The organism is Microbacterium candidum (assembly GCF_030315975.1).
GTDB lineage: Bacteria > Actinomycetota > Actinomycetes > Actinomycetales > Microbacteriaceae > Microbacterium > Microbacterium candidum.
Genome location: NZ_JASXSZ010000004.1, coordinates 1 through 18,896 on the forward strand (window position 1 = coordinate 1; position 18,896 = coordinate 18,896).

Sequence of the window (18,896 nt, forward strand, 5' to 3'; positions counted from 1 at the left end):
CGACCCTTCAGCCGCGGGCGCTCGCGCCCTTGACCGCGGAGACCTCGACGGCCCGCTCGATCTCCTGGCTGAAGCTGTTCCCGGCCGTGTCGGATGAGGTGACGCGCAGGTCGATCCATCCGCCCGCATCCGGCACCGGCAGGGCCGCCGAGTAGGTCGCGACGTAGGCGCGGCCCCGGGCGAACCCGTCGCTCGTCGGCGCGGGGCCCGCATCCGACGTCTGGCGCGACACGAGCGTGAGCGGCACGGGGACCCATCCGCCGCCGGGGACGCGCACCTCGACGGTGGTGTCCTTCACCGGCGCGCTTCGGACAGCGCCCGCGAGGTGCCCGATCTGCAGGCCGATCGTGATCGGCGCGCCCTTCTTCCGATCGGTGCCCGCCTTGCCCGACGGGTCGATGCCGAGGTCGTAGTAGGCCTGGAGCAGCGGCTGCAGCCGGTAGGACCAGTCGTCCGACGTTCCGCTTGTGGTGAAGTCCCACTCGGTCACCGTCTTCGTGGACGAAGGGAGTGACGTTCCATCGTGGGTCGTCGTCACCACGGCGCGCACCTTGGCGTCGCCCTCGGGCATATCCCAGTAGTTGATGTCCGGCCACGGCGAGGTCTGCACGAGCGCGCCGTTGACGTAGAGGTCGGTGTTCATCGTTCCGGCAGGTGCCGGCAGGAACATGTCGAGCGCTCCGGTGTGCTCGACGTCGCCGCCGTCGCTCCATGCCGGGGTATTCAGCGAGAGACCCGGTCCCACGCGCACCGGACCCCAGTAGCCCTGGCCGACGTACGGTCGCACGATCGGGCCGAAGTACGCGGTCTTCAGCTGCTGGCCGGGCTTGTAGTGGCGCGCGATGTCCCGGATCACCCAGTCCGCGGCGATCGTCGCCACCTCCTGGTACCAGCCGACGGAGGGGTCGACCCAGTCGGTGCGGACGAGCCCGCGCTCCGTCGGCATCGGAAGCCCGAAGCCGTATTTGCCGGTCGGCTCGAGATCCCAGCGCAGCTCGCCCACCTGGTCGCCCTTGTTTCCGTAGAACGTCGTGTCGACACGGGCGAGGTTCTGCGGACGGTAGGTGAGGTCGCTCGGCACCTGGTTCGCGCTGTAGCGCGCGAGGTCCCACACCTCGCTCGAGTAGGGCTCCCCGCTCCCGGATACCTGGCGGCGCGGGTGCTTGGCGAGGTCGGCGAGCACGGCCTTGCCCTGCACGCCGCTGATGGACGCCACCGGGATGCCGACGTTCGTGGCGCCGTCATCGCCGCCGACCCACTCGCTGAACTCGCCCTCGGCGTCGTTCGCGATGACGAGGAGCTTGACTCCGGCCGCGGCCGCATCGGCCGCCTGCTGCATCGTCGAGATGCCCGCCGAGCGCGTCACGACCGCGACCTGACCCTTGGCGCCCGCGGCGGCGAGCGCCTCCGGGCTGCCGTCGCCGCCATCGACGGCGAACGACTGGAGCCTGCCCTCGAGAGGCGTCGACCCGTACAGCGGGATGACGTCGAGCGCCGTGCCGCCGATCGAGAGGTTCAGGCGCGTGTGCGTCAGCCGCCACCGCGTCGTGAAGTCGAAGTGCGCGGCCTTCGCCACATCCATCGGCTGCGCCCACATCTCGTCGGCCCACACCGACACCAGCGCGCCGTTCTCGAAGTCGCCCTCGCTCAGGTTCATGCGACGCACGAGCTGCTCGAGGCCCTTCTTGCCGACGTCGGCGGTCACCTGCTTCGTCTTGCGCGCATCGAAGGCGACGGTCTTGTCCTTGTCGAGCGTGATGTAGGGGTCTCCCGCATACACCGTGGCGAGCGTGTCGGGCGTGCGCGCGACGTCCATGAAGGCGGTCGCGGAGTAGTGACCCACCGGCAGGCGCAGCGTCGTCGTGCCGGACACGTCCGGGAACACGTAGTCGCCCGTGTCGAGGTTGTACAGGATGGGGAAGGCCTCCAGCGGCTTGCCGGCGAAGTCGGATGCCGTGAGCGTGAGGTTGTAGCGCTCCGACTCCGTGATGAGGCCGAGTGCCGTGCGCGCGACCGACGCGCCGTTCACCGATGCGACGAGCGCGCCGGAGTGCTGCGTGCCCCGCGCGAGGGCCGCGCGGTCGGCGGTCACGGTGACCGAGGCGGTCCCGCCGGCCGCGATGTCGAGCGTCTTCGCATTCAGCGAGAGCGCTCCGGAGGCATCGGCGCCGCTCGATCCCGGGGTGGTGTCGGTGAACGACGTCGACAGCGACACCGTGACCGCCGCCGCGCTCCGGTTCGTGTACGTGATGGTGCGCGACACGGGAGTCGGCGCGGCGCCCCACGACAGCATTCCGAAGTCGCCCGAACCGGACGCGACGACGGGTGTGTCGACGGCGGCGGCGACGTCCAGGGCGCCGGTGCCCGCCTGATACGACGAGAGACCGACGTCCTTCGCTGTGCTCACCACGGCTGCGCGCAGCTGCGCGCCGGTGTAGTCGGGATGCTGCTGCTTGACGATGGCGGCGGCGCCCGCGACGTGCGGGGTCGCCATCGACGTGCCGCTCATCGAGACGTAGTAGCCGTCGCCCGGCGATTGGGCCGACCGCGCGGCGGTGATGTCGTTGCCGGGCGCGGTGATGTCGGGCTTCAGCGCGCCGGAGCCGGCGAGGGGGCCCTGGTTGGAGAACCACGAGAGCGCGCCGCTCGGATCATCGACCGACCCGACCGTGAGCGCGTCTGCGGCGGAGCCCGGCGCACCCATGCGCTCGGGCAGCCCGTCATTGCCGGCGGCGACGATGAAGAGCGCACCGGTCGACTCGGACAGGCTGTTCAGCGCCTGATCCATGAGGCTCGCGCCGTCGGACGGGGTGTCGGAGCTGAGGCTCATCGACACGATCGGGGCGTGCTTCGCCGCCCATTCCATGCCGGCGATGACCCACGAGTCCTGGCCGGAGCCGTCGGAGCCGAGCACCTTGCCTTCGAGCAGCGTGGTGCCGTCCGCGACACCGCGGTACTTGCCGCCGCTCGCAGCTCCCGTGCCGGCGATCGTGGACGACACGTGGGTGCCGTGCCCGACGACGTCGTTCGCGACCTCCTCGCCGGGCACGAAGCTCTGCGAGTCCGCCGACACGCGGCCGGCGAGATCCGGATGCGTCGGGTCGTATCCCGTATCGAGGACCGCGACGGTCACGCCCGTGCCGGTGAGGCCTTCGGCCCACGCGTGCGGCGCGCCGACCCACGGCACGCTGGTGTCGAGCGTGGCCTTCACCTTGCCGTCGAGGTGGATCGCGGCGATGCCGCCCGCGAGTGACGGCGTCGCATCGAAGGTCGTGGGGCCGGACGTGAGCGCAGCCCAGGTCGCCGCCGCATCCCCGTGCGCCGCGGTCGCGGCCGCGCCGTCGATGCTCGCGAGCGGCCGGCCGACGTCGATGCCCGGGACGGGGGCGCTCGCGGAGAAGGCCTGCGGTCCCTTCTGCATCTCGAGGATGACCGGAGTCGCCGTGACGTGCGCGTCGTCGTACCCGTCGGCGATCAGTCGCGTCACGTTGAAGAGGTCGCGATCGAGGACACCGGCCGCGAGATAGCGCCGCACCGCGTCGGGGATGACGAGGAGGTCGCCGCGGACCGTCGCGGTGCGATATCCCGCACCCGGGGTCACCGTGTCGACCTCGACCGTCTGCTTCCCGCCGGGGAGGGTGTGCACGTGCACGCGATCGCCGGTGATCAGCGTGACGGTGTGGTCTGCGCGGCTCGCCGCCTTCGCGGCGCCCTTGGCGGGAGGAGCGGCGTTGCCGGTGGCAGCGGCGGCTGCGGTGGCGGTGCTGGCAGCGGTGGCCGGCGCGGCGAGGCCGAGTCCGGCGGCCGCGATGGCGACGGTGCAGGCTGCGGCGATGACGGCGCGGGGTGCGCGCACGAAGGATCGGAATGCGTGTGGCATGAGGGGGGCGTACGCCTCTCGTTGGGGGGTGTCGTTCCACCGTCACACGGCGACGGCATAGAGTGCTGGCGGAGATACGTCCAGGCGGGTATCCGCCAGCGCGAAGACGGGGGATCGGGATGCTCGAGGCGATCGGACTCGGGGAGGAGCACACCGCGGTGTACAGCGGCGTGCTCGGGATGCCGTCGGCGGATGTCGAGCAGATCGCTCAATCGGCGTCGCTCTCGGTGCGCGAAGCGCGCCGCATCCTCGACGATCTCGAAGAGCTGGGGCTGATCGCGCGGCAGGCGTCCTCTCCCGGCCGGCTCGTCGCCTCGCCACCCGCGGTGGCCCTGCGCCCGATCCTCCTCGAGCGCGAACGCCGTCTCGCCGCGGCGCACGAGGCGCTCGTGCAGCTCAGTGATATCTACCGGCGCGGTGCGGCGCAGCGCGAGGTGCCCGACGTCGTGGACGTCGTCCTCGGTCCCGAGGCCGTGGTGCAGCGGCTGGCGCAGCTGCAGGCGTCCGCGGAGAACCAGGTGTGCGTGTTCGTGCTCGAGGACGTGGCGCTCGTCGCGGGCCCCGAGAACGTCGAAGAGGACCTCGCCCTCGCCCGCGGGGTCCGCTATCGCGTCGTCGCCGAGCGCGCCGTGCTGGAGAGGCCGGGGTTCGTGGAGACGGTGCGCGAGCTCGAGCCCCTCGGCGAGGAGGTGCGCGTCGTGCCGCACCTGCCGACCCGGCTGTTCATCGCCGACGAGTCGATGGCGCTCCTGCCGATGTACTCGCGCGGCGAGCGGAAGATCTCGGGGGGTCTGCTCGTGCACCCGAGCGGACTGCTCGACCTCGTCATCGAGACCTTCGAGCAGACCTGGCGGTCGGCGCCGGTGCTCGCTGCATCCGAGGGCATCGTGCACGACCCGACCCTGTCGTCGCTCGACGGCGACCTGCTGAGCCTGCTGCTCCTTGGACTCACGGATGCCGCGGCCGGTGCGCAGCTCGGGGTGTCGCTGCGCACCGTCCAGCGGCGGGTCGCGGAGCTGATGGAGATCGTCGGGGTGACCACCCGCATCCAGCTCGGTGCGGAGGCGGTCCGTCGCGGGTGGGCGTGACGCGCGTCAGTAGGCGGCGCGATCCTCATCGGGGCTGACCGGGATGAATCGGGATGCCAGTGCCTCCGAGCCGCGCGCGAGCATCGACACGTCGGCGGCGACGGCGATGAACGCGGCCCCGGCCACGATGTAGCCGTCGGCGGCGACCGGGTCGAAAGCGTTGACGCCGACGGGCTTGCCGGCCGCGCGGACCGCCGCGAACGTGCGCTCGACCGCCGCGAGGACGTCGGGATGCGTCTGCTGGCCGAGGACGCCGAGGGAGGCGGCGAGATCCGCGGGGCCGACGAAGACGCCGTCCACGCCGTCGACGGCGGCGATCTCGGCGGCGTGCTCCACGGCATCCGCCGACTCGATCTGGACGAAGAGCGACACGTGGTCGTCCGCGTTCTGCAGGTAGCCGTCGACGCGGTTCCAGCGGGCCGACCGCGACAGCGACGAGCCCACTCCGCGGCGGCCCCGCGGGGGGTACCGCACCGCCGCGACGAGCTCGCGCGCCTGCGCGGCGTTCGACACCATCGGGACGAGCACGTTCTGCGCGCCGAGGTCGAGCACCTGCTTGAGGATGACGTCGTCGCCGTACGGCACGCGCACGACCGGTGTGACCGGATACGCAGCGACCGTCTGCAGCTGCGTCAGGACCGATTCGAGCGTGTTCGCCGAGTGCTCCATGTCGATGAGCAGCCAGTCGACGCCTGAGCCCGCGAGGACCTCGGCGATGAGCGGCGAACCCGAGCAGGCCCACAGCCCGACGAGTGTGCGATCGGAGGCGGCGATGCGCTCCCGGAGCGTGGTGTTCAGATGAACCGGCACGTGATCTCTCCCATCGGACCGTAGTCGCAGCGCACCAGATCGCCCCGCGAGACCCACATGGGCCGCGTGAAGGAACCCGCGAGGATCAGCTCCCCGGCCTCGAGTCTGGCACCGTGCTGGTGGAACTTGTTCGCGAGCCACGCGACGCCGATCGCCGGGTTGCCGAGGACGCCCGCGGCCACCCCGGTCTCCTCGATCTCGCCGTTGCGGGAGAGCACGCCCGGCACCCACGGCAGGTCGACCTCGTCGAGCGTCTTGCGCGTGTCGCCGAGAACCATCGCGCCGTACGCGGCGTTGTCGCTGATGGTGTCGACGATCGTGCGGCCCTCGAGCTCGATGTGCGAGTTCAGCACCTCGAGCGCCGGCACGACGTAGTCGGTCGCGCGCAGGACGTCCTCGAGCGTGCAGTCGGGACCTTCGAGCGGCTCCTTCAGCGCGAATGCCAGCTCGACCTCGATCCGCACGTTCGAGAAGTCGTCGAACGAGATGTCGGACCCGGACGGGTAGACCGTGTCGTCGAACATCACGCCGTAGTCGGGCTCGCTGATGCCGGTCGCCTGCTGCATCGCCTTCGAGGTGAGCCCGATCTTGCGGCCGACGATCCGCCGGCCTTCGGCGAGGCGCGTGTCGCGCCACACTCCCTGGATCGCGTACGAGTCCTCGACCGTCGCCTCCGGATAGCGCGCCGTGATCCGCGGGATGACGCTGCGCTCACGGCCCGCCCGGGCGAGCTCGGCTGCGATCTGCGCGATCGTCTGAGGGTCAAGCATCCTGTTTCTCCCTGTTCTTCGAAGGCTCAGCGCGTTTCGTCTCGCTTCGCTCGCTCAACGACCCGCAACAGATTCCCGCGGGTCGTTGAGCGAGCGAGGAACGAGCGAGACGAAACGCAGATGTCCGTCAGAGCTGGTGGCCGAGCTTGTATTCGCCCTGCTTCCACTCCGGCATGGCGTCGTCCTCGTCCGGGCGCGTGTACGAGAAGCCGTCGGCGCCGATCGTGACCGCCATCTCGGAGCTGTCGGTGCGGGCGACGACCGGCTGCGGGTTGCCGTCGAGGTCGAGCACGAGCGAGGCGTCCGTGTACCAGGACGGCACGACGGGATTGCCCCACCAGTCGCGGCGCTGGTTGTCGTGGACGTCCCACGTGACGACGGGGTTGTCCGGGTCGCCCGTGTAGTAGTCCTGCGTGTACACCTCGACGCGGTGCCCGTCGGGGTCGCGCAGGTAGAGGTAGAACGCGTTCGAGACGCCGTGGCGGCCGGGGCCGCGCTCGATCGCGTCCGAGCGGCGGAGGGCGCCCAGCTTGTCGCAGATCGCGAGGATGTTGTGCTTCTCGTGCGTCGCGAAGCACACGTGGTGCATGCGCGGGCCGTCGCCGCCGGTCATCGCGGTGTCGTGCACGGTGGGCTTGCGCCGCATCCACGCCGCGTAGACGGTGCCCTCCTCGTCCTGGATGTCCTCCGTGACGCGGAAGCCGAGGTCCTGCATGTACTTGACGGCCCGCGGGACGTCGGGGGTGACCTGGTTGAAGTGGTCGAGGCGCACGAGTTCACCGGGGATGTGCAGGTCGTAGCGCCACGACATCCGCTCGACGTGCTCGGTCTGGTGGAAGAACTCGTACGGGAAGCCGAGCGGGTCGACGACGCGCACCGAGTCGCCGATGCCCTTCGTGAAGCCCTCCGGGTTGCGGCGCACCTCGCAGCCGAGCTCCGTGTAGAACGCGACGGCCCGGTCGAGGTCCTCCGGCGTGCGCACGCGGTAGGAGAACGCCGCGACGCCGGCGATCGGGCCCCGGCGGAGCACGAGGTTGTGGTGGATGAACTCCTCCGTGGAGCGGAGGTAGATCGTGTCCTCGTCCTCCTCGGTCACGTACAGGCCCAGCACGTCCACGTAGAAGACGCGGGATGCGGCGAGGTCGGTGACGACGATCTCCATGTACGCGCAGCGCAGCACGTCCGGGGGAGCGGCGGCGGGCGTGGGCGTCGGGTTCGACGGGTGGATGGGGGCCTCCTGGCTCGTGTAGAAGCCCGAGGAGGTGAGGGTCATGTCCTTGCGGTCGGTCATGTCAGCGTCCTTGCTCAGTTCCGGCGGTCAGTTCTTGCCGAAGGTCGGGTTGTGCACCTTGCCGAGCGTGATGTGCACGGCCTGCTGGTCGGTGTAGAAGTCGATCGAGCGGTAGCCGCCCTCGTGCCCGAGACCCGATGCCTTGACGCCGCCGAACGGGGTGCGGAGGTCCCGCACGTTGTTCGAGTTCAGCCACACCATGCCGGCCTCGACGGCCTGCGAGAAGTTGTGCGCCCGCTTGAGGTCGTTGGTCCAGATGTAGGCGGCCAGGCCGTACTTCGTGTTGTTCGCGAGGGCGAGGGCCTCTTCGTCGGTGTCGAACGGCGTGATCGCGACGACCGGGCCGAAGATCTCCTCCTGGAAGATCCGCGCGTCGGGCGAGACGTCGGCGAACACGGTGGGGGCGACGAAGTTGCCGGTGTCGAACCCCTCAGGGCGGCCGCCGCCGGCGACCAGGCGCCCCTCGGACTTGCCGATCTCGACGTAGCTCATGACCTTGTCGTAGTGCTCGGGGTGCACGAGCGCGCCGACCTCTGTGGCCGGGTCGTGCGGGTAGCCGACCTTGACGCGCTTCGCCTGTGCCGCATAGCGCTCGACGAACTCGTCGTACACGTCGCGCTGGACGAGGATGCGCGAACCCGCGGTGCAGCGCTCGCCGTTGAGGGAGAAAACCCCGAAGATCGTGGCGTCGATCGCCGCATCCAGATCTGCGTCCGCGAAGACGACCGCCGGGGACTTGCCGCCGAGCTCCATCGACAGGCCCTTGAGGTGGGGCGCCGCGTTGCCGAAGATCAGCTGGCCGGTGCTGCTCTCGCCGGTGAAGGAGATGAGCGGCACGCCGGGGTGCTTGACGAGGGCGTCGCCCGCATCCTCACCGAGGCCGTTGACGAGGTTGAACACGCCCTTGGGAAGGCCCGCCTCCTCGAAGATGCCGGCCCACAGGGATGCCGACAGCGGCGTGAACTCGGCGGGCTTCAGGACGACCGTGTTGCCGGTGGCGAGCGCGGGGCCGAGCTTCCACGACTCGAGCATGAACGGCGTGTTCCACGGCGTGATGAGGCCCGCGACGCCGATCGGCTTGCGGTTCACGTAGTTGATCTGGCGTCCGGGGACCTTGAAGGTGTCGTCGGCCTGGGCGACGATCAGGTCCGCGAAGAAGCGGAAGTTCTCCGCCGCGCGGCGGGCCTGGCCGAGCGCCTGCGTGATCGGAAGGCCCGAGTCGAACGACTCGAGCTCGGCGAGACGGGCGTCGCGCGACTCGACGATGTCGGCGATCCTGTGCAGGACGCGGCTGCGCTCGCGGGGGAGCATCCGGGGCCACGGGCCCTCCGTGAACGCGCGGGTGGCGGCGGCGACGGCCTTGTCGATGTCCGCCTTCTTGCCGGCCGCGGCCTGGAGGTAGACCTCGTTCGACACCGGGTCGAGGACGTCGAACGTGTCTCCGTCGACCGAGTCGACGAACTCGCCGTCGATGTAGTGCTGGATGCGGGTGGGGAGGTCTGCGGGGACGTGTCCGCGGGTCAGGTCGGTCATGTGTGCTCCTTGTTCAGCGTTCGTCTTCATGGTCGTTCTCGTGGCGGCTGGAGATGAAGGCGTCCATCGTGCGCCAGCGGTGGTTGCGGGCGGCGAGCTCGATCTCGAGCGGGTCTGCGCCGGTGCGGATGAGGTCGAGGATCTCCGTGTGCTCCTCGACGGAGTGGTGCGCGCGGCCGGGTACGAACGCGAACGTCGAGTCGCGCAGGCTCGACAGCCGGCCCCAGCCGCGGTGGACGAGATCGAGGATGTGGGGGTTCGGGCACGGCTCGTACAGCACCGAGTGGAACTGCTGGTTGAGCTGCGTGAACACGTGCGGGTCGAAATGCTCGAGAAGCCGCTGCATCCGGTCGTTGACCTCCTGGGCGCGCTCGAGGTCCGCCGCCGTCAGGTGCGGGGCGGACAGGGCGGTCGCCGCGCCCTCCACGAGACCGAGCGTCTGCATCGTGAAGACGTACTCGCTCTCGTCGACGACCGCGACGCGCGCGCCGACGTTGCGCTCGAATGTCACGAGCCCCTCGGCCTCCAGGCGCCGGATCGCCTCGCGCACCGGCACGACGCTCATGTCGAGCGACTCGGCGATCGGCCCGAGGACCAGCCGGTACCCCGCTCCGTACTCGCCCCGCGCGATGCGCTCGCGGATCCACACGTAGGCGCGCTCCGACTTGCTCGCCGTGGTGGCCGCGGTGCCGGCGGCCGTGGCGGCGCTGTCGCTCGCGCTGGTGGCCATCGTCATGCCCGCTCGGCCTCGTAGCGAGCGCGCCACTCGGCGTTCATCGGGAAGAGACCGTCGACCTTGGCGCCCTCGCGGACGCGATCGGCGATCCAGGCGTCCTCTTCCTCCTGCTTCAGGGCCGCGTCGACGACCTCCTCGGCGAGGGCGGGCGGGATGACGATCACGCCGTCGTCGTCGCCCACGAGGATGTCGCCCGGCTCCACCGTGGTGCCGCCGCATCCCACCGCCACGTCGACGTCCCACGGGACGTGCTTGCGGCCGAGGACCGCCGGGTGCGCGCCGTTCGAGTAGACCGGGATGCCGACGGCGGCCACGGCGTCGTAGTCGCGCACGCCGCCGTCGGTGACGATCGCGGTCGCGCCCCGTGCGTGGGCGCGGAGGGCCAGGATGTCGCCGAGCGTGCCGGAGCCGGTCTCGCCGCGCGCCTCGATGACGATGATCTCGCCTTCGCCGACGGCGTCGAACGCGCGCTTCTGCGCGTTGTAGCCCCCGCCGTGGCTCGTGAAGAGGTCTTCGCGGCCCGGGACGAAGCGGAGGGTGCGGGCGGTGCCGACGATCTTGCGACCGGGATGCATCGGCCGCACGCCGTCGATCGTGACGTTGTTCAGGCCCCGCTTGCGCAGCTGGCCGGACAGGCCCGCGACCGGGACCGCCTCGAGCTTCGCCTTGAGTTCGGGGGTGAGGATGCTGGCCGCTTCCAGAACAGGTGAATCGGCGAGAACAGGAGAATGTGCGGCGGATTGTCCTGTATTCGCCGAAACACCTGTTTCGGGCGATGGTTCAGGCGCAGAGTCGGGGGCCATCGCGGGGAGTCCCGCCGCCTCGCGGGAGCCCCACGCCTCGGCGCGCTGCAGGTCGTCGACGGCGGGGAGCGAGCCGACCGCGGCGTCGAACGTCCCGGCGCCCTGGGTCACGTGCGTGATGAGGCGCCCCGTCGACAGCGCGCCCGTCGAGACCTCGACCTCCACGACATCGCCCGGCTGGACGACGGAGGAGCCGGCCGGCGTGCCGGTGAGGATGACGTCTCCGGTCTCGAGCGTGAAGTGCTGCGACAGGTCGGCGACGAACTGGGCGAGCGGGAAGATGAGGCCGGCGGTCGAGTCGTCCTGCACGACCTCGCCGTTGACCCACGTGCGCAGACGCAGGTCCGCCGGGTCGACGATGCGCGCGTCGATGAGGGCGGGGCCGAGGGGCGTGTACCCGTCGCCGCCCTTGGACCGGACGTTCGAGCCCTTGTCGTTGGCGCGGAGATCGTACAGGCCGAAGTCGTTCGCGGCGGTCACCCACCCGACGTGATCCCACGCGTCGGCGAGGGGGATGCGGCGGCCCGGCGTGCCGATGACCAGGGCGATCTCGCCCTCGAAGGCGAGGAGCTCGGTGCCCTCGGGACGCTCGATGGCGGCGCCGGAGGCGGCGACCGAGCTCGACGGCTTGAAGAAGTAGCTGGGGGCGGCGGGGCGGCGACCGCGCTGGTCGGCGCGCGACGCGTAGCTCAGGTGGATCGCGACGATCTTGCCCGGCCTCATCGGCAGGGCCGCGAATCGCGGGTCCGTCGTGGTGTCGTCGGTCATGAGCTCCCTCACTCTTGCGTCGTATCCGAAATCGTATATGATCTGAGGTCATCGGACAAGAGTCGAATCGAAGAGGTTCCCCCATCCCTCGATCGGTCTCGCGAAAGACGAAGGAGTCCCGCATGACGAGTACGCCCCCTCCCGGATTCACCCCCACGGGAACGATCGCGGGCACGCCGGATCGGCGTCGCGTCGTCGTCGCCACCGTCGTCGGCACCACGGTCGAGTGGTACGACTTCTTCATCTACGCGTTCGCGGCGGGCGTCGTGTTCGCTCAGCTGTTCTTCGCGCCCGCGGGCGCGCAGTTCGCGCAGATCCTGTCGTTCATCACGGTGGGCATCAGCTTCCTCTTCCGTCCCCTCGGCGCGTTCCTGGCCGGTCACTTCGGCGACAAGATCGGCCGTAGGCCCGTGCTCGTCATCACGCTGCTCATGATGGGCGCCGCGACGACCCTCGTCGGCCTGCTGCCCACCTACGCGGCGATCGGCGTCTGGGCTCCGGTCCTGCTGATCCTCCTGCGCATCGTGCAGGGCATCTCCGCGGGCGGCGAGTGGGGCGGCGCCGTGCTCATGGCCGTCGAGCACGCGCCGAAGGCCAAGCGCGGACTCTTCGGCGCCTCGCCGCAGATCGGTGTGCCGATCGGCCTCCTGCTCGCATCCCTGGTGCTCGCGCTCATGGCCCAGATCGCCCCCGGCGAGGCCTTCCTGGTATGGGGATGGCGCGTGCCTTTCCTGCTCTCGTTCATCCTCATCCTGGTCGGCTACTGGGTGCGTCGCCGCGTGTCGGAGAGCCCCGTCTTCACCGAGATCGCGGAGCGCAAGGAGGAGACGCGGATGCCGATCGTCGAGCTCTTCCGCAAGCACGCCCTGCTCGTGATCGTCGCGGCCCTCGTCTTCGCGGGCAACAACGCGGTCGGCTACATGACCACCGGCGGCTACGTGCAGCACTACGCCACCGACCCCGAGGGTCCCATCAAGCTGAACCCCGGCCCCGTGTTCTGGGTCGTCGCCGTCTCGGGTGCGACGTGGCTCCTGTCCACCTGGTTCGCGGGGTGGTTCTCCGACAAGATCGGCCGCCGCAACACGTACATCATCGGCTGGATCGTGCAGCTGGTCGGCGTGTTCCTCCTCTTCCCGCTCACGAACATGGGATCCGTGGTCTCGCTCGGCGCGGCCCTCGTGATCCTCACGATCGGCCTCGGGTTCACGTACGGCCCGCAGGCGGCGCTGTACTCGGAGCTGTTCCCGGCATCCATCCGCTTCTCCGGGGTCTCGATCTCGTATGCGATCGGCGCGATCATCGGCGGCGCGTTCGCTCCGACGATCGCGCAGGCCATCTTCCAGGCGACCGGGGCGACGAACGGCATCACGTGGTACCTCGCGGGGATGACGCTGATCGGCCTCGTCGCGACGCTGCTGCTGCGCGACCGCAGCGGGATCCCGCTCGGCCCGGATCACGAGGAGGAGCAGGCGATCAGCCCGATCTACGGGCTCACCAAGGCGTGATGCCCGTCGGCTGAGCGCATCCGCTAGTCCCGTTCGCCGAGCCGGGAATCCGGGTTCGGATCAGGGTTCTCCCGGATCCGCGCGCGTGGTGGATGCTGAGAGTTTGGTGGCATGACGTCCACCACCGTCCGCCGCGCCCGCCCCGGACGCATCGCGCTCGTCGCCTTCATCGTCGCAGCCCTGGTGGCGGGGATCACGATCTTCGCGCAGTGGGCCGGCGGTGCCGCCGCCCTCACAGCGGCGGACCCCGGGCGGGGCACGGCACTGCAGTCGCCGACTCACTCGGACGGGTCAGCCGGTGGTCGGGCGGTCGCGTGGCCCGCGGTCGGGGAAGCCGCGGTGGCGGTGGGCGACGGGCCGATCGCCGCGAGCTCGACGCGCGCCCTTCCCATGGCGAGCGTGTCCAAGCTCGTGACCGCGCTCATGGTGCTCGAGCAGCGTCCGCTCCGGCCCGGGCAGCGCGGCGACGTCTACACGTTCTCGGCGAGGTGGGCGCACAACTACGACGAGTACGTCGCGCGCGGACAGTCGGCGCTGAAGCTGCCGGTCGGCGGGTCGACGACGCAGTACCAGCTCATCCAGGGGATGCTGATCGGCTCGGCGTGCAACTACGCCGACATCCTCGTGACGACGATCTGGGGCGGTCGGGACGCGTTCGCGACGGCGGCGCGGGCGTTCATCGCGAAGAACGGACTCGACGGGATCACCATGGTCGAGCCCACCGGATTCGACGCCGAGAACACGGCGACGCCGGCCGCGCTCATCGCGCTGGGGCGGCTCGCTCTCGCCAGTCCGGTCGTCGCCGAGATCGTGAAGATGCGCGCGGTGGATCTCCCGGGCGCCGGCGTCGTCGCGAACACGAACGAGCTCCTCGGCGACGCGGGGGTCGTCGGCATCAAGACGGGGACCCTCGACGGCACGAACCTGCTCTCGGCGAAGGACGTCACGGACTCGAGCGGCAAGACCGTGCGGCTGTACGTCGTCGTGATGCGCCAGCACGACGACGACGGCCGGTTCGCCGCCTCGCGGGCCCTCTATGCGCAGCTGGAGCGGAGTATCCGCGCTTCATAGCGCTTTCGGCCGGACCTCACATGACCGGAACTCCTCGGAACGTGGGCCACGCGTGAAGGCTGTGCACTGGTTCGGTGGATCCCGTCGCGGGCTGAGGAGTTGCCGCACGAGGTGGGTGTCGTGCGTGCCCCGGTCAATCGCCGAGGGCGATCCGGATGCCGTGGGCGGCTTGCTCGAGACGCGCCGCGAGCACTGCGGGTTCGGGGCCGTCGGCGAGGTACACGACCGCGATCGCGGCGGGCGCCCGCCCGCGGAGGGTGAGCGGCACGGCCACGGAGCGCAGCGACGGGATGACCTCGTCGTGGCTGCGCGCGAATCCCTGGGCGGCGACCTCGGCGACCTGGATCGCGTCGGCGCCGTCCGGCCATTGGGTGGGCGGGAGCTGCGCGAGGATCGCGCGGCCGGGGGCGCCGACGGCGACCGGATGCCGTGACCCGGGCCGCTGCGCGACGGACGCCGTCGCGTGACGCGGCTCGACGCTCACGAGCGTCACGCACTCGTCGCGGTCGAGGACGGCGAGGAAGCACGTCATGGCGAGGTCGTTCGCGGCGGCGGTGAGTTCGGGGAGGGCCTCGGCCTGCAGATCGTGGGCGACGCCGGCAGCGAGGGCGGCGAGCCGCGCTCCGAGTTCCACGCGGCCGGCGTCGTCGCGACCGACGAGCCCATGGTCTTCGAGGGTGCGCAGCAGCCGGTAGGCGACAGAGCGGTGCACGTCGAGTCGCCGCGCGATCTCGTCGATCGAGAGCGGCTCGCGCGCGTCGGCGAGGATCTCGAGGATGCGGATTCCGCGGCTCAGGGTCTGCGATGCGGGGGCGGTGTCGTGCGCGGCGGGCATCGGCATCCCTCCCGTCCGCCCTTGTGGGCGCATCCGTCGTCGTATACGATCTGTTCAATAGCAGAACGTTGCGTTCGATTATCGAACATGATCGATCGGAACGCAAGAGAGGGCGCGAGGAGGCTCCCATGCAGTTCCACCACCACGGGTATGTTTCCGGCGACCCGCGCGTGCTCCCTGCCGCCGGCACGGGCATCGACCGGCCGGCAGAGCTTCCCGACGAGATGGACGTGCTGATCGTCGGCTCCGGCCCTGCGGGCATGCTCCTGGCGGCGCAGATGTCGCGGTTCCCCGATGTCACGACCCGCATGATCGAGCGCCGCGACGGCCGTCTCGTGCTGGGGCAGGCCGACGGCATCCAGCCCCGCAGCGTCGAGACGTTCGACGCCTTCGGCTTCGCGGAGCGCATCATCGCCGAGGCGTACAACATCGGCTGGATGAACTTCTGGGGCCCCGACCCCGAGAACCCGGAGAACATCATCCGCACCGCGCGCACCGAGGACTACGGGTTCCAGATCAGCGAGTACCCGCACCTCATCGTCAACCAGGCGCGCGTGCTCGACTACTTCGCCGAGGCCGCGGCGCACGGCCCGGGACGCATCCTGCCGGACTACGGCATCGAGTTCGTCGGTCTCACCGTGCACGACGAGGGGGAGCACCCCGTGGAGGTGCAGGTCCGCTACACGGCAGGCCCCCGCGAGGGTGAGGAGCGCACCGTGCGCGCGAAGTACGTGGCCGGGTGCGACGGCGCCCGAAGCGGCGTGCGCGAGGCGATCGGCCGCAAGCACCTGGGCGGCATCTCGGCGCACGCATGGGGCGTCATGGACGTGCTCGTGAACACCGACTTCCCGGACTGGCGCACGAAGTGCGCGATCAACTCCGAGTCGGGCAACATCCTGCACATCCCGCGCGAGGGCGGGTACCTCAGCCGTATGTACATCGACCTCGGCGCGGTCGCGGAGGACGACGACCATCACGTGCGGTCGACACCCATCGAGGCGATCATCGCGAAGGCGAACGACATCCTGCACCCCTTCACGCTCGACGTGAAGCAGGTCGCGTGGTTCAGCGTCTACGAGGTGGGGCACCGCGTGACCGACCGCTTCGACGACGTCGACGCCGATGACGGGCGCACGCCCCGGGTCTTCCTCACCGGCGACGCGTGCCACACGCACTCGGCGAAGGCCGGCCAGGGCATGAACGTGTCGATGCAGGACGGCTTCAACCTGGGCTGGAAGCTCGGCTCGGTGCTCTCCGGGCGCTCGCCGGAGGGGCTGCTGCGCACGTACTCGTCCGAGCGGCAGCCGGTCGCCCAGCAGCTCATCGACTTCGACCGCGAATGGTCGAGCCTCATGGCGCGCAAGCCCGAGGAGATCGAGGACCCGCAGGAGCTCGCGACCTTCTATCTCGGCACGGCCGAGTTCCCCTCCGGCTTCATGACGCAGTACGGCCCGTCGATGATCGAGCAGGATGCGGCGCAGCAGGAGCAGCACCAGGCGCTCGCTGCGGGCTTCCCGATCGGCAAGCGCTTCAAGTCGGCGGAGGTCGTGCGGGTCGGCGACGGCAACGTCGTCCACCTCGGACACCACGCGAACGCGGACGGACGCTGGCGCGTCTATGCATTCGCGGACGCCGCGGCTCCCGAGGAGGAGTCGAAGCTGCGCGACTGGGCGCGCTGGATGATGAAGGATGCCGCATCCCCCCTGCGTCGGCACACTCCCGCAGGCGGCGACCTCGATGCGATCTTCGACATCAAGGTCGTGTACCAGCAGCCGTTCGAAGAGGTCGACCTCAACCGGGTGCCCGGGCTCTTCCTCCCCAAGACCGGGCCGCTCGGCCTCACGGACTGGGAGAAGATCTACGCGGCGACGCAGACGGAGCTGTCGACGGGGAAGACCGCATCCATCTTCGACGAGCGCGGGCTCTCGCGCGACGGCGTCGTCGTCGTCGTCCGGCCGGATCAGTATGTGGCGGCGGTCCTGCCTCTCACTGCGACCGCCGAGCTGGCCGCGTTCTTCGAGGGGTGCCTGCTCCCGGCCTGATCCGAGCTCTCCAAAGGGGCGTCGTGCGCGAGCACGGCGCCCCTTTCTTCGGTATGCCGGCGCGGACCCTCAGATGAGGCATCCGTCGACGATCATCCGTTGACAACGCGTGAACGGTATGCCAAAATCGCTAAATCCGGAAATTCACTTCCGGATCCTGGAATCAGCGCTTCGATTCCCCGCCGACAGCGGTGTCGCCGAAAGAGGATCCCCGAATGCCCATTGACGAATTCGTCCATGTCCCGTCCCGCGCATCGGAGGGCCTCGCCGAGCCGCCCTCGGAGCTCGTGGCCATCCAGGCCGGCATCAGCCCGCGCCTCTACAACAACGACCTCGCCCCGACGACGCGCAAGGGCCGCCACTGGAGCGGCTACAGCATCTTCACCCTGTGGGCGAACGACGTGCACAGCCTCGGCAACTACGCGTTCGCCATCGGACTGTTCGCGCTCGGCCTGTCCGGCGGGGCGATCCTCGGCGCACTCGCCTTCGGCGCGCTGTTCCTGTTCCTGCTGCTGACGCTGTCCGGCTTCATGGGCGAGAAGACGGGCGTGCCGTTCCCGGTCATGAGCCGCATCTCGTTCGGAATCCACGGCGCGCAGATCCCTGCGATCATCCGCGGCGGCGTCGCGATCGCGTGGTTCGGCATCCAGACCTACCTCGCTTCGCAGGTGCTGCAGGTCGTCATCATCGCGATCTTCCCCGGCTTCGCCTCGCTGCAGCACGGCTCGTTCCTGGGGCTCTCGGCCGCAGGGTGGATCACCTTCCTCGCGCTGTGGGTCGTGCAGGTCATCATCGTCAGCTACGGCATGGAGATGATCCGCCACTACGAGGCCTATGCCGGCCCGATCATCCTGGCGACGTTCGTCGCCCTCGCCACGTGGGTCCTCGTGCAGTCCGGCTTTCAGATCGACTGGGCCCCGACGCACGCCGCGACCGGCGGTGAGATGTGGCTGAAGATGCTCGGCGCCGCATCCCTCTGGGTCTCGATCTACGGCACGTTCGTGCTGAACTTCTGCGACTTCACCCGCAACGCGAAGTCGCGCAGGTCGATCGTCAAGGGCAACATCTGGGGCATCCCGGTCAACATGCTCTTCTTCGGCCTCATCGTCGTCGTCCTGACCGGCGGCACGTTCAAGATCTCCGGGAAGCTCATCACGTCGCCCGCCGACGTCGTCGCCGCCATCCCGAACACGTTCCTGCTGGTGCTCGCCTCGCTCGCGCTCATCGCCCTGACCATCGCGGTCAACCTGATGGCGAACTTCGTGGCCCCGACCTACGCGCTGAACAACCTGTTCCCGCGCCACCTGAACTTCCGCAAGGCGGCGCTGATCTCGGCCGTCATCGGTCTCGTCATCACGCCGTGGAACATGTACAACTCGCCGGTCGTGATCAACGTCTTCCTCGGAGGCCTCGGTGCCCTCCTCGGCCCGCTGTTCGGCATCATCATGGTCGACTACTGGCTGGTGAAGAAGACGCGCATCAACGTCCCCGAGCTCTACTCGGACTCGCCCGCGGCCGAGTACGCGTACCGTCGCGGATTCAACCCCCGCGCCGTGATCGCGCTCGTCATCTCCGGCGTCATCGCGCTGCTGTTCACGTTCCTGCCGGTGTTCGACGCGGTGCGCGACTTCTCGTGGTTCCTCGCCGCGGGCCTCGGCGCCCTCATCTACGGCATCATCGCCGACCGTCGCGGGCCGTTCCACGACGTGCACGGCGACGAGATCGCCGTCACGCCCCAGCACTGAATCCACACGGAGGCAAGAG

Annotated in this window: 13 protein-coding genes; 5 read left to right on the forward strand and 8 right to left on the reverse strand. The window is 69.9% G+C overall.

Going from position 1 to position 18,896, the window contains the following annotated elements; genetic code table 11:
- Positions 1 to 7: 7 nt before the first annotated feature.
- Positions 8 to 3,880 carry a S8 family serine peptidase gene (locus QSV35_RS12510; protein ID WP_286289112.1) on the reverse strand — a complete coding sequence of 1,291 codons (3,873 nt, stop codon included), beginning with the start codon at positions 3,878 to 3,880 and terminating at the stop codon, positions 8 to 10.
- Between the two features lie 119 nt (positions 3,881 to 3,999).
- Between QSV35_RS12510 and QSV35_RS12515 the strand changes: the two genes are divergently transcribed.
- Positions 4,000 to 4,968 carry a transcriptional regulator TrmB gene (locus QSV35_RS12515; RefSeq protein WP_286289113.1) on the forward strand — a complete coding sequence of 323 codons (969 nt, stop codon included), beginning with the start codon at positions 4,000 to 4,002 and terminating at the stop codon, positions 4,966 to 4,968.
- A gap of 6 nt (positions 4,969 to 4,974) precedes the next feature.
- Here QSV35_RS12515 and QSV35_RS12520 read toward each other — a convergent pair whose 3' ends face one another.
- The 6 genes from QSV35_RS12520 to QSV35_RS12545 all read right to left on the reverse strand — a co-directional run bounded on the left by QSV35_RS12520 (position 4,975) and on the right by QSV35_RS12545 (position 11,679).
- Positions 4,975 to 5,778, reverse strand: a complete 804-nt coding sequence (locus tag QSV35_RS12520) for an HpcH/HpaI aldolase family protein (protein ID WP_286289114.1) — start codon at positions 5,776 to 5,778, stop codon at positions 4,975 to 4,977.
- Positions 5,763 to 6,548: a 2-keto-4-pentenoate hydratase gene (locus QSV35_RS12525; protein ID WP_286289115.1), complete on the reverse strand. Its 786-nt coding sequence runs from the start codon at positions 6,546 to 6,548 to the stop codon at positions 5,763 to 5,765. Before QSV35_RS12525 ends, QSV35_RS12520 begins: the two co-directional genes overlap by 16 nt.
- A gap of 127 nt (positions 6,549 to 6,675) precedes the next feature.
- On the reverse strand, positions 6,676 to 7,839 hold the full coding sequence (gene hpaD, locus QSV35_RS12530; RefSeq protein ID WP_286289116.1) for a 3,4-dihydroxyphenylacetate 2,3-dioxygenase: 1,164 nt from the start codon (positions 7,837 to 7,839) through the stop codon (positions 6,676 to 6,678).
- Between the two features lie 27 nt (positions 7,840 to 7,866).
- On the reverse strand, positions 7,867 to 9,372 hold the full coding sequence (hpaE, locus tag QSV35_RS12535) for a 5-carboxymethyl-2-hydroxymuconate semialdehyde dehydrogenase (protein ID WP_286289117.1): 1,506 nt from the start codon (positions 9,370 to 9,372) through the stop codon (positions 7,867 to 7,869).
- A gap of 13 nt (positions 9,373 to 9,385) precedes the next feature.
- The gene (locus QSV35_RS12540; RefSeq protein ID WP_286289540.1) at positions 9,386 to 10,102 is read right to left on the reverse strand and encodes a GntR family transcriptional regulator; all 717 of its coding nucleotides are present in this window, start codon (positions 10,100 to 10,102) and stop codon (positions 9,386 to 9,388) included.
- A gap of 2 nt (positions 10,103 to 10,104) precedes the next feature.
- Entirely contained in the window at positions 10,105 to 11,679 is a 1,575-nt protein-coding gene (locus tag QSV35_RS12545; protein ID WP_286289118.1) for a fumarylacetoacetate hydrolase family protein, read from the reverse strand.
- 122 nt (positions 11,680 to 11,801) lie between these two features.
- Between QSV35_RS12545 and QSV35_RS12550 the strand changes: the two genes are divergently transcribed.
- Both QSV35_RS12550 and QSV35_RS12555 read left to right on the forward strand, forming a co-directional pair.
- Positions 11,802 to 13,184 (forward strand): MFS transporter, encoded by a 1,383-nt coding sequence (locus QSV35_RS12550; protein WP_286289119.1) that lies wholly within the window; start codon positions 11,802 to 11,804, stop codon positions 13,182 to 13,184.
- A 111-nt stretch (positions 13,185 to 13,295) separates the two neighbouring features.
- Positions 13,296 to 14,255, forward strand: coding sequence for a D-alanyl-D-alanine carboxypeptidase family protein (locus QSV35_RS12555; RefSeq protein WP_286289120.1), 960 nt, complete (start codon positions 13,296 to 13,298; stop codon positions 14,253 to 14,255).
- 133 nt (positions 14,256 to 14,388) lie between these two features.
- Here QSV35_RS12555 and QSV35_RS12560 read toward each other — a convergent pair whose 3' ends face one another.
- Entirely contained in the window at positions 14,389 to 15,090 is a 702-nt protein-coding gene (locus QSV35_RS12560) for an IclR family transcriptional regulator (RefSeq protein ID WP_286289121.1), read from the reverse strand.
- A 128-nt stretch (positions 15,091 to 15,218) separates the two neighbouring features.
- On the opposite strand from QSV35_RS12560, the gene QSV35_RS12565 reads away from it, so the two are divergent.
- A complete protein-coding gene (locus tag QSV35_RS12565; protein ID WP_286289122.1) occupies positions 15,219 to 17,132 on the forward strand; it encodes an FAD-dependent monooxygenase in 1,914 nt (637 codons plus the stop codon).
- Positions 17,133 to 17,347: 215 nt separating this feature from the next.
- Positions 17,348 to 18,877 carry an NCS1 family nucleobase:cation symporter-1 gene (locus tag QSV35_RS12570; RefSeq protein WP_286289123.1) on the forward strand — a complete coding sequence of 510 codons (1,530 nt, stop codon included), beginning with the start codon at positions 17,348 to 17,350 and terminating at the stop codon, positions 18,875 to 18,877.
- The last annotated feature ends 19 nt before the right edge of the window (positions 18,878 to 18,896 follow it).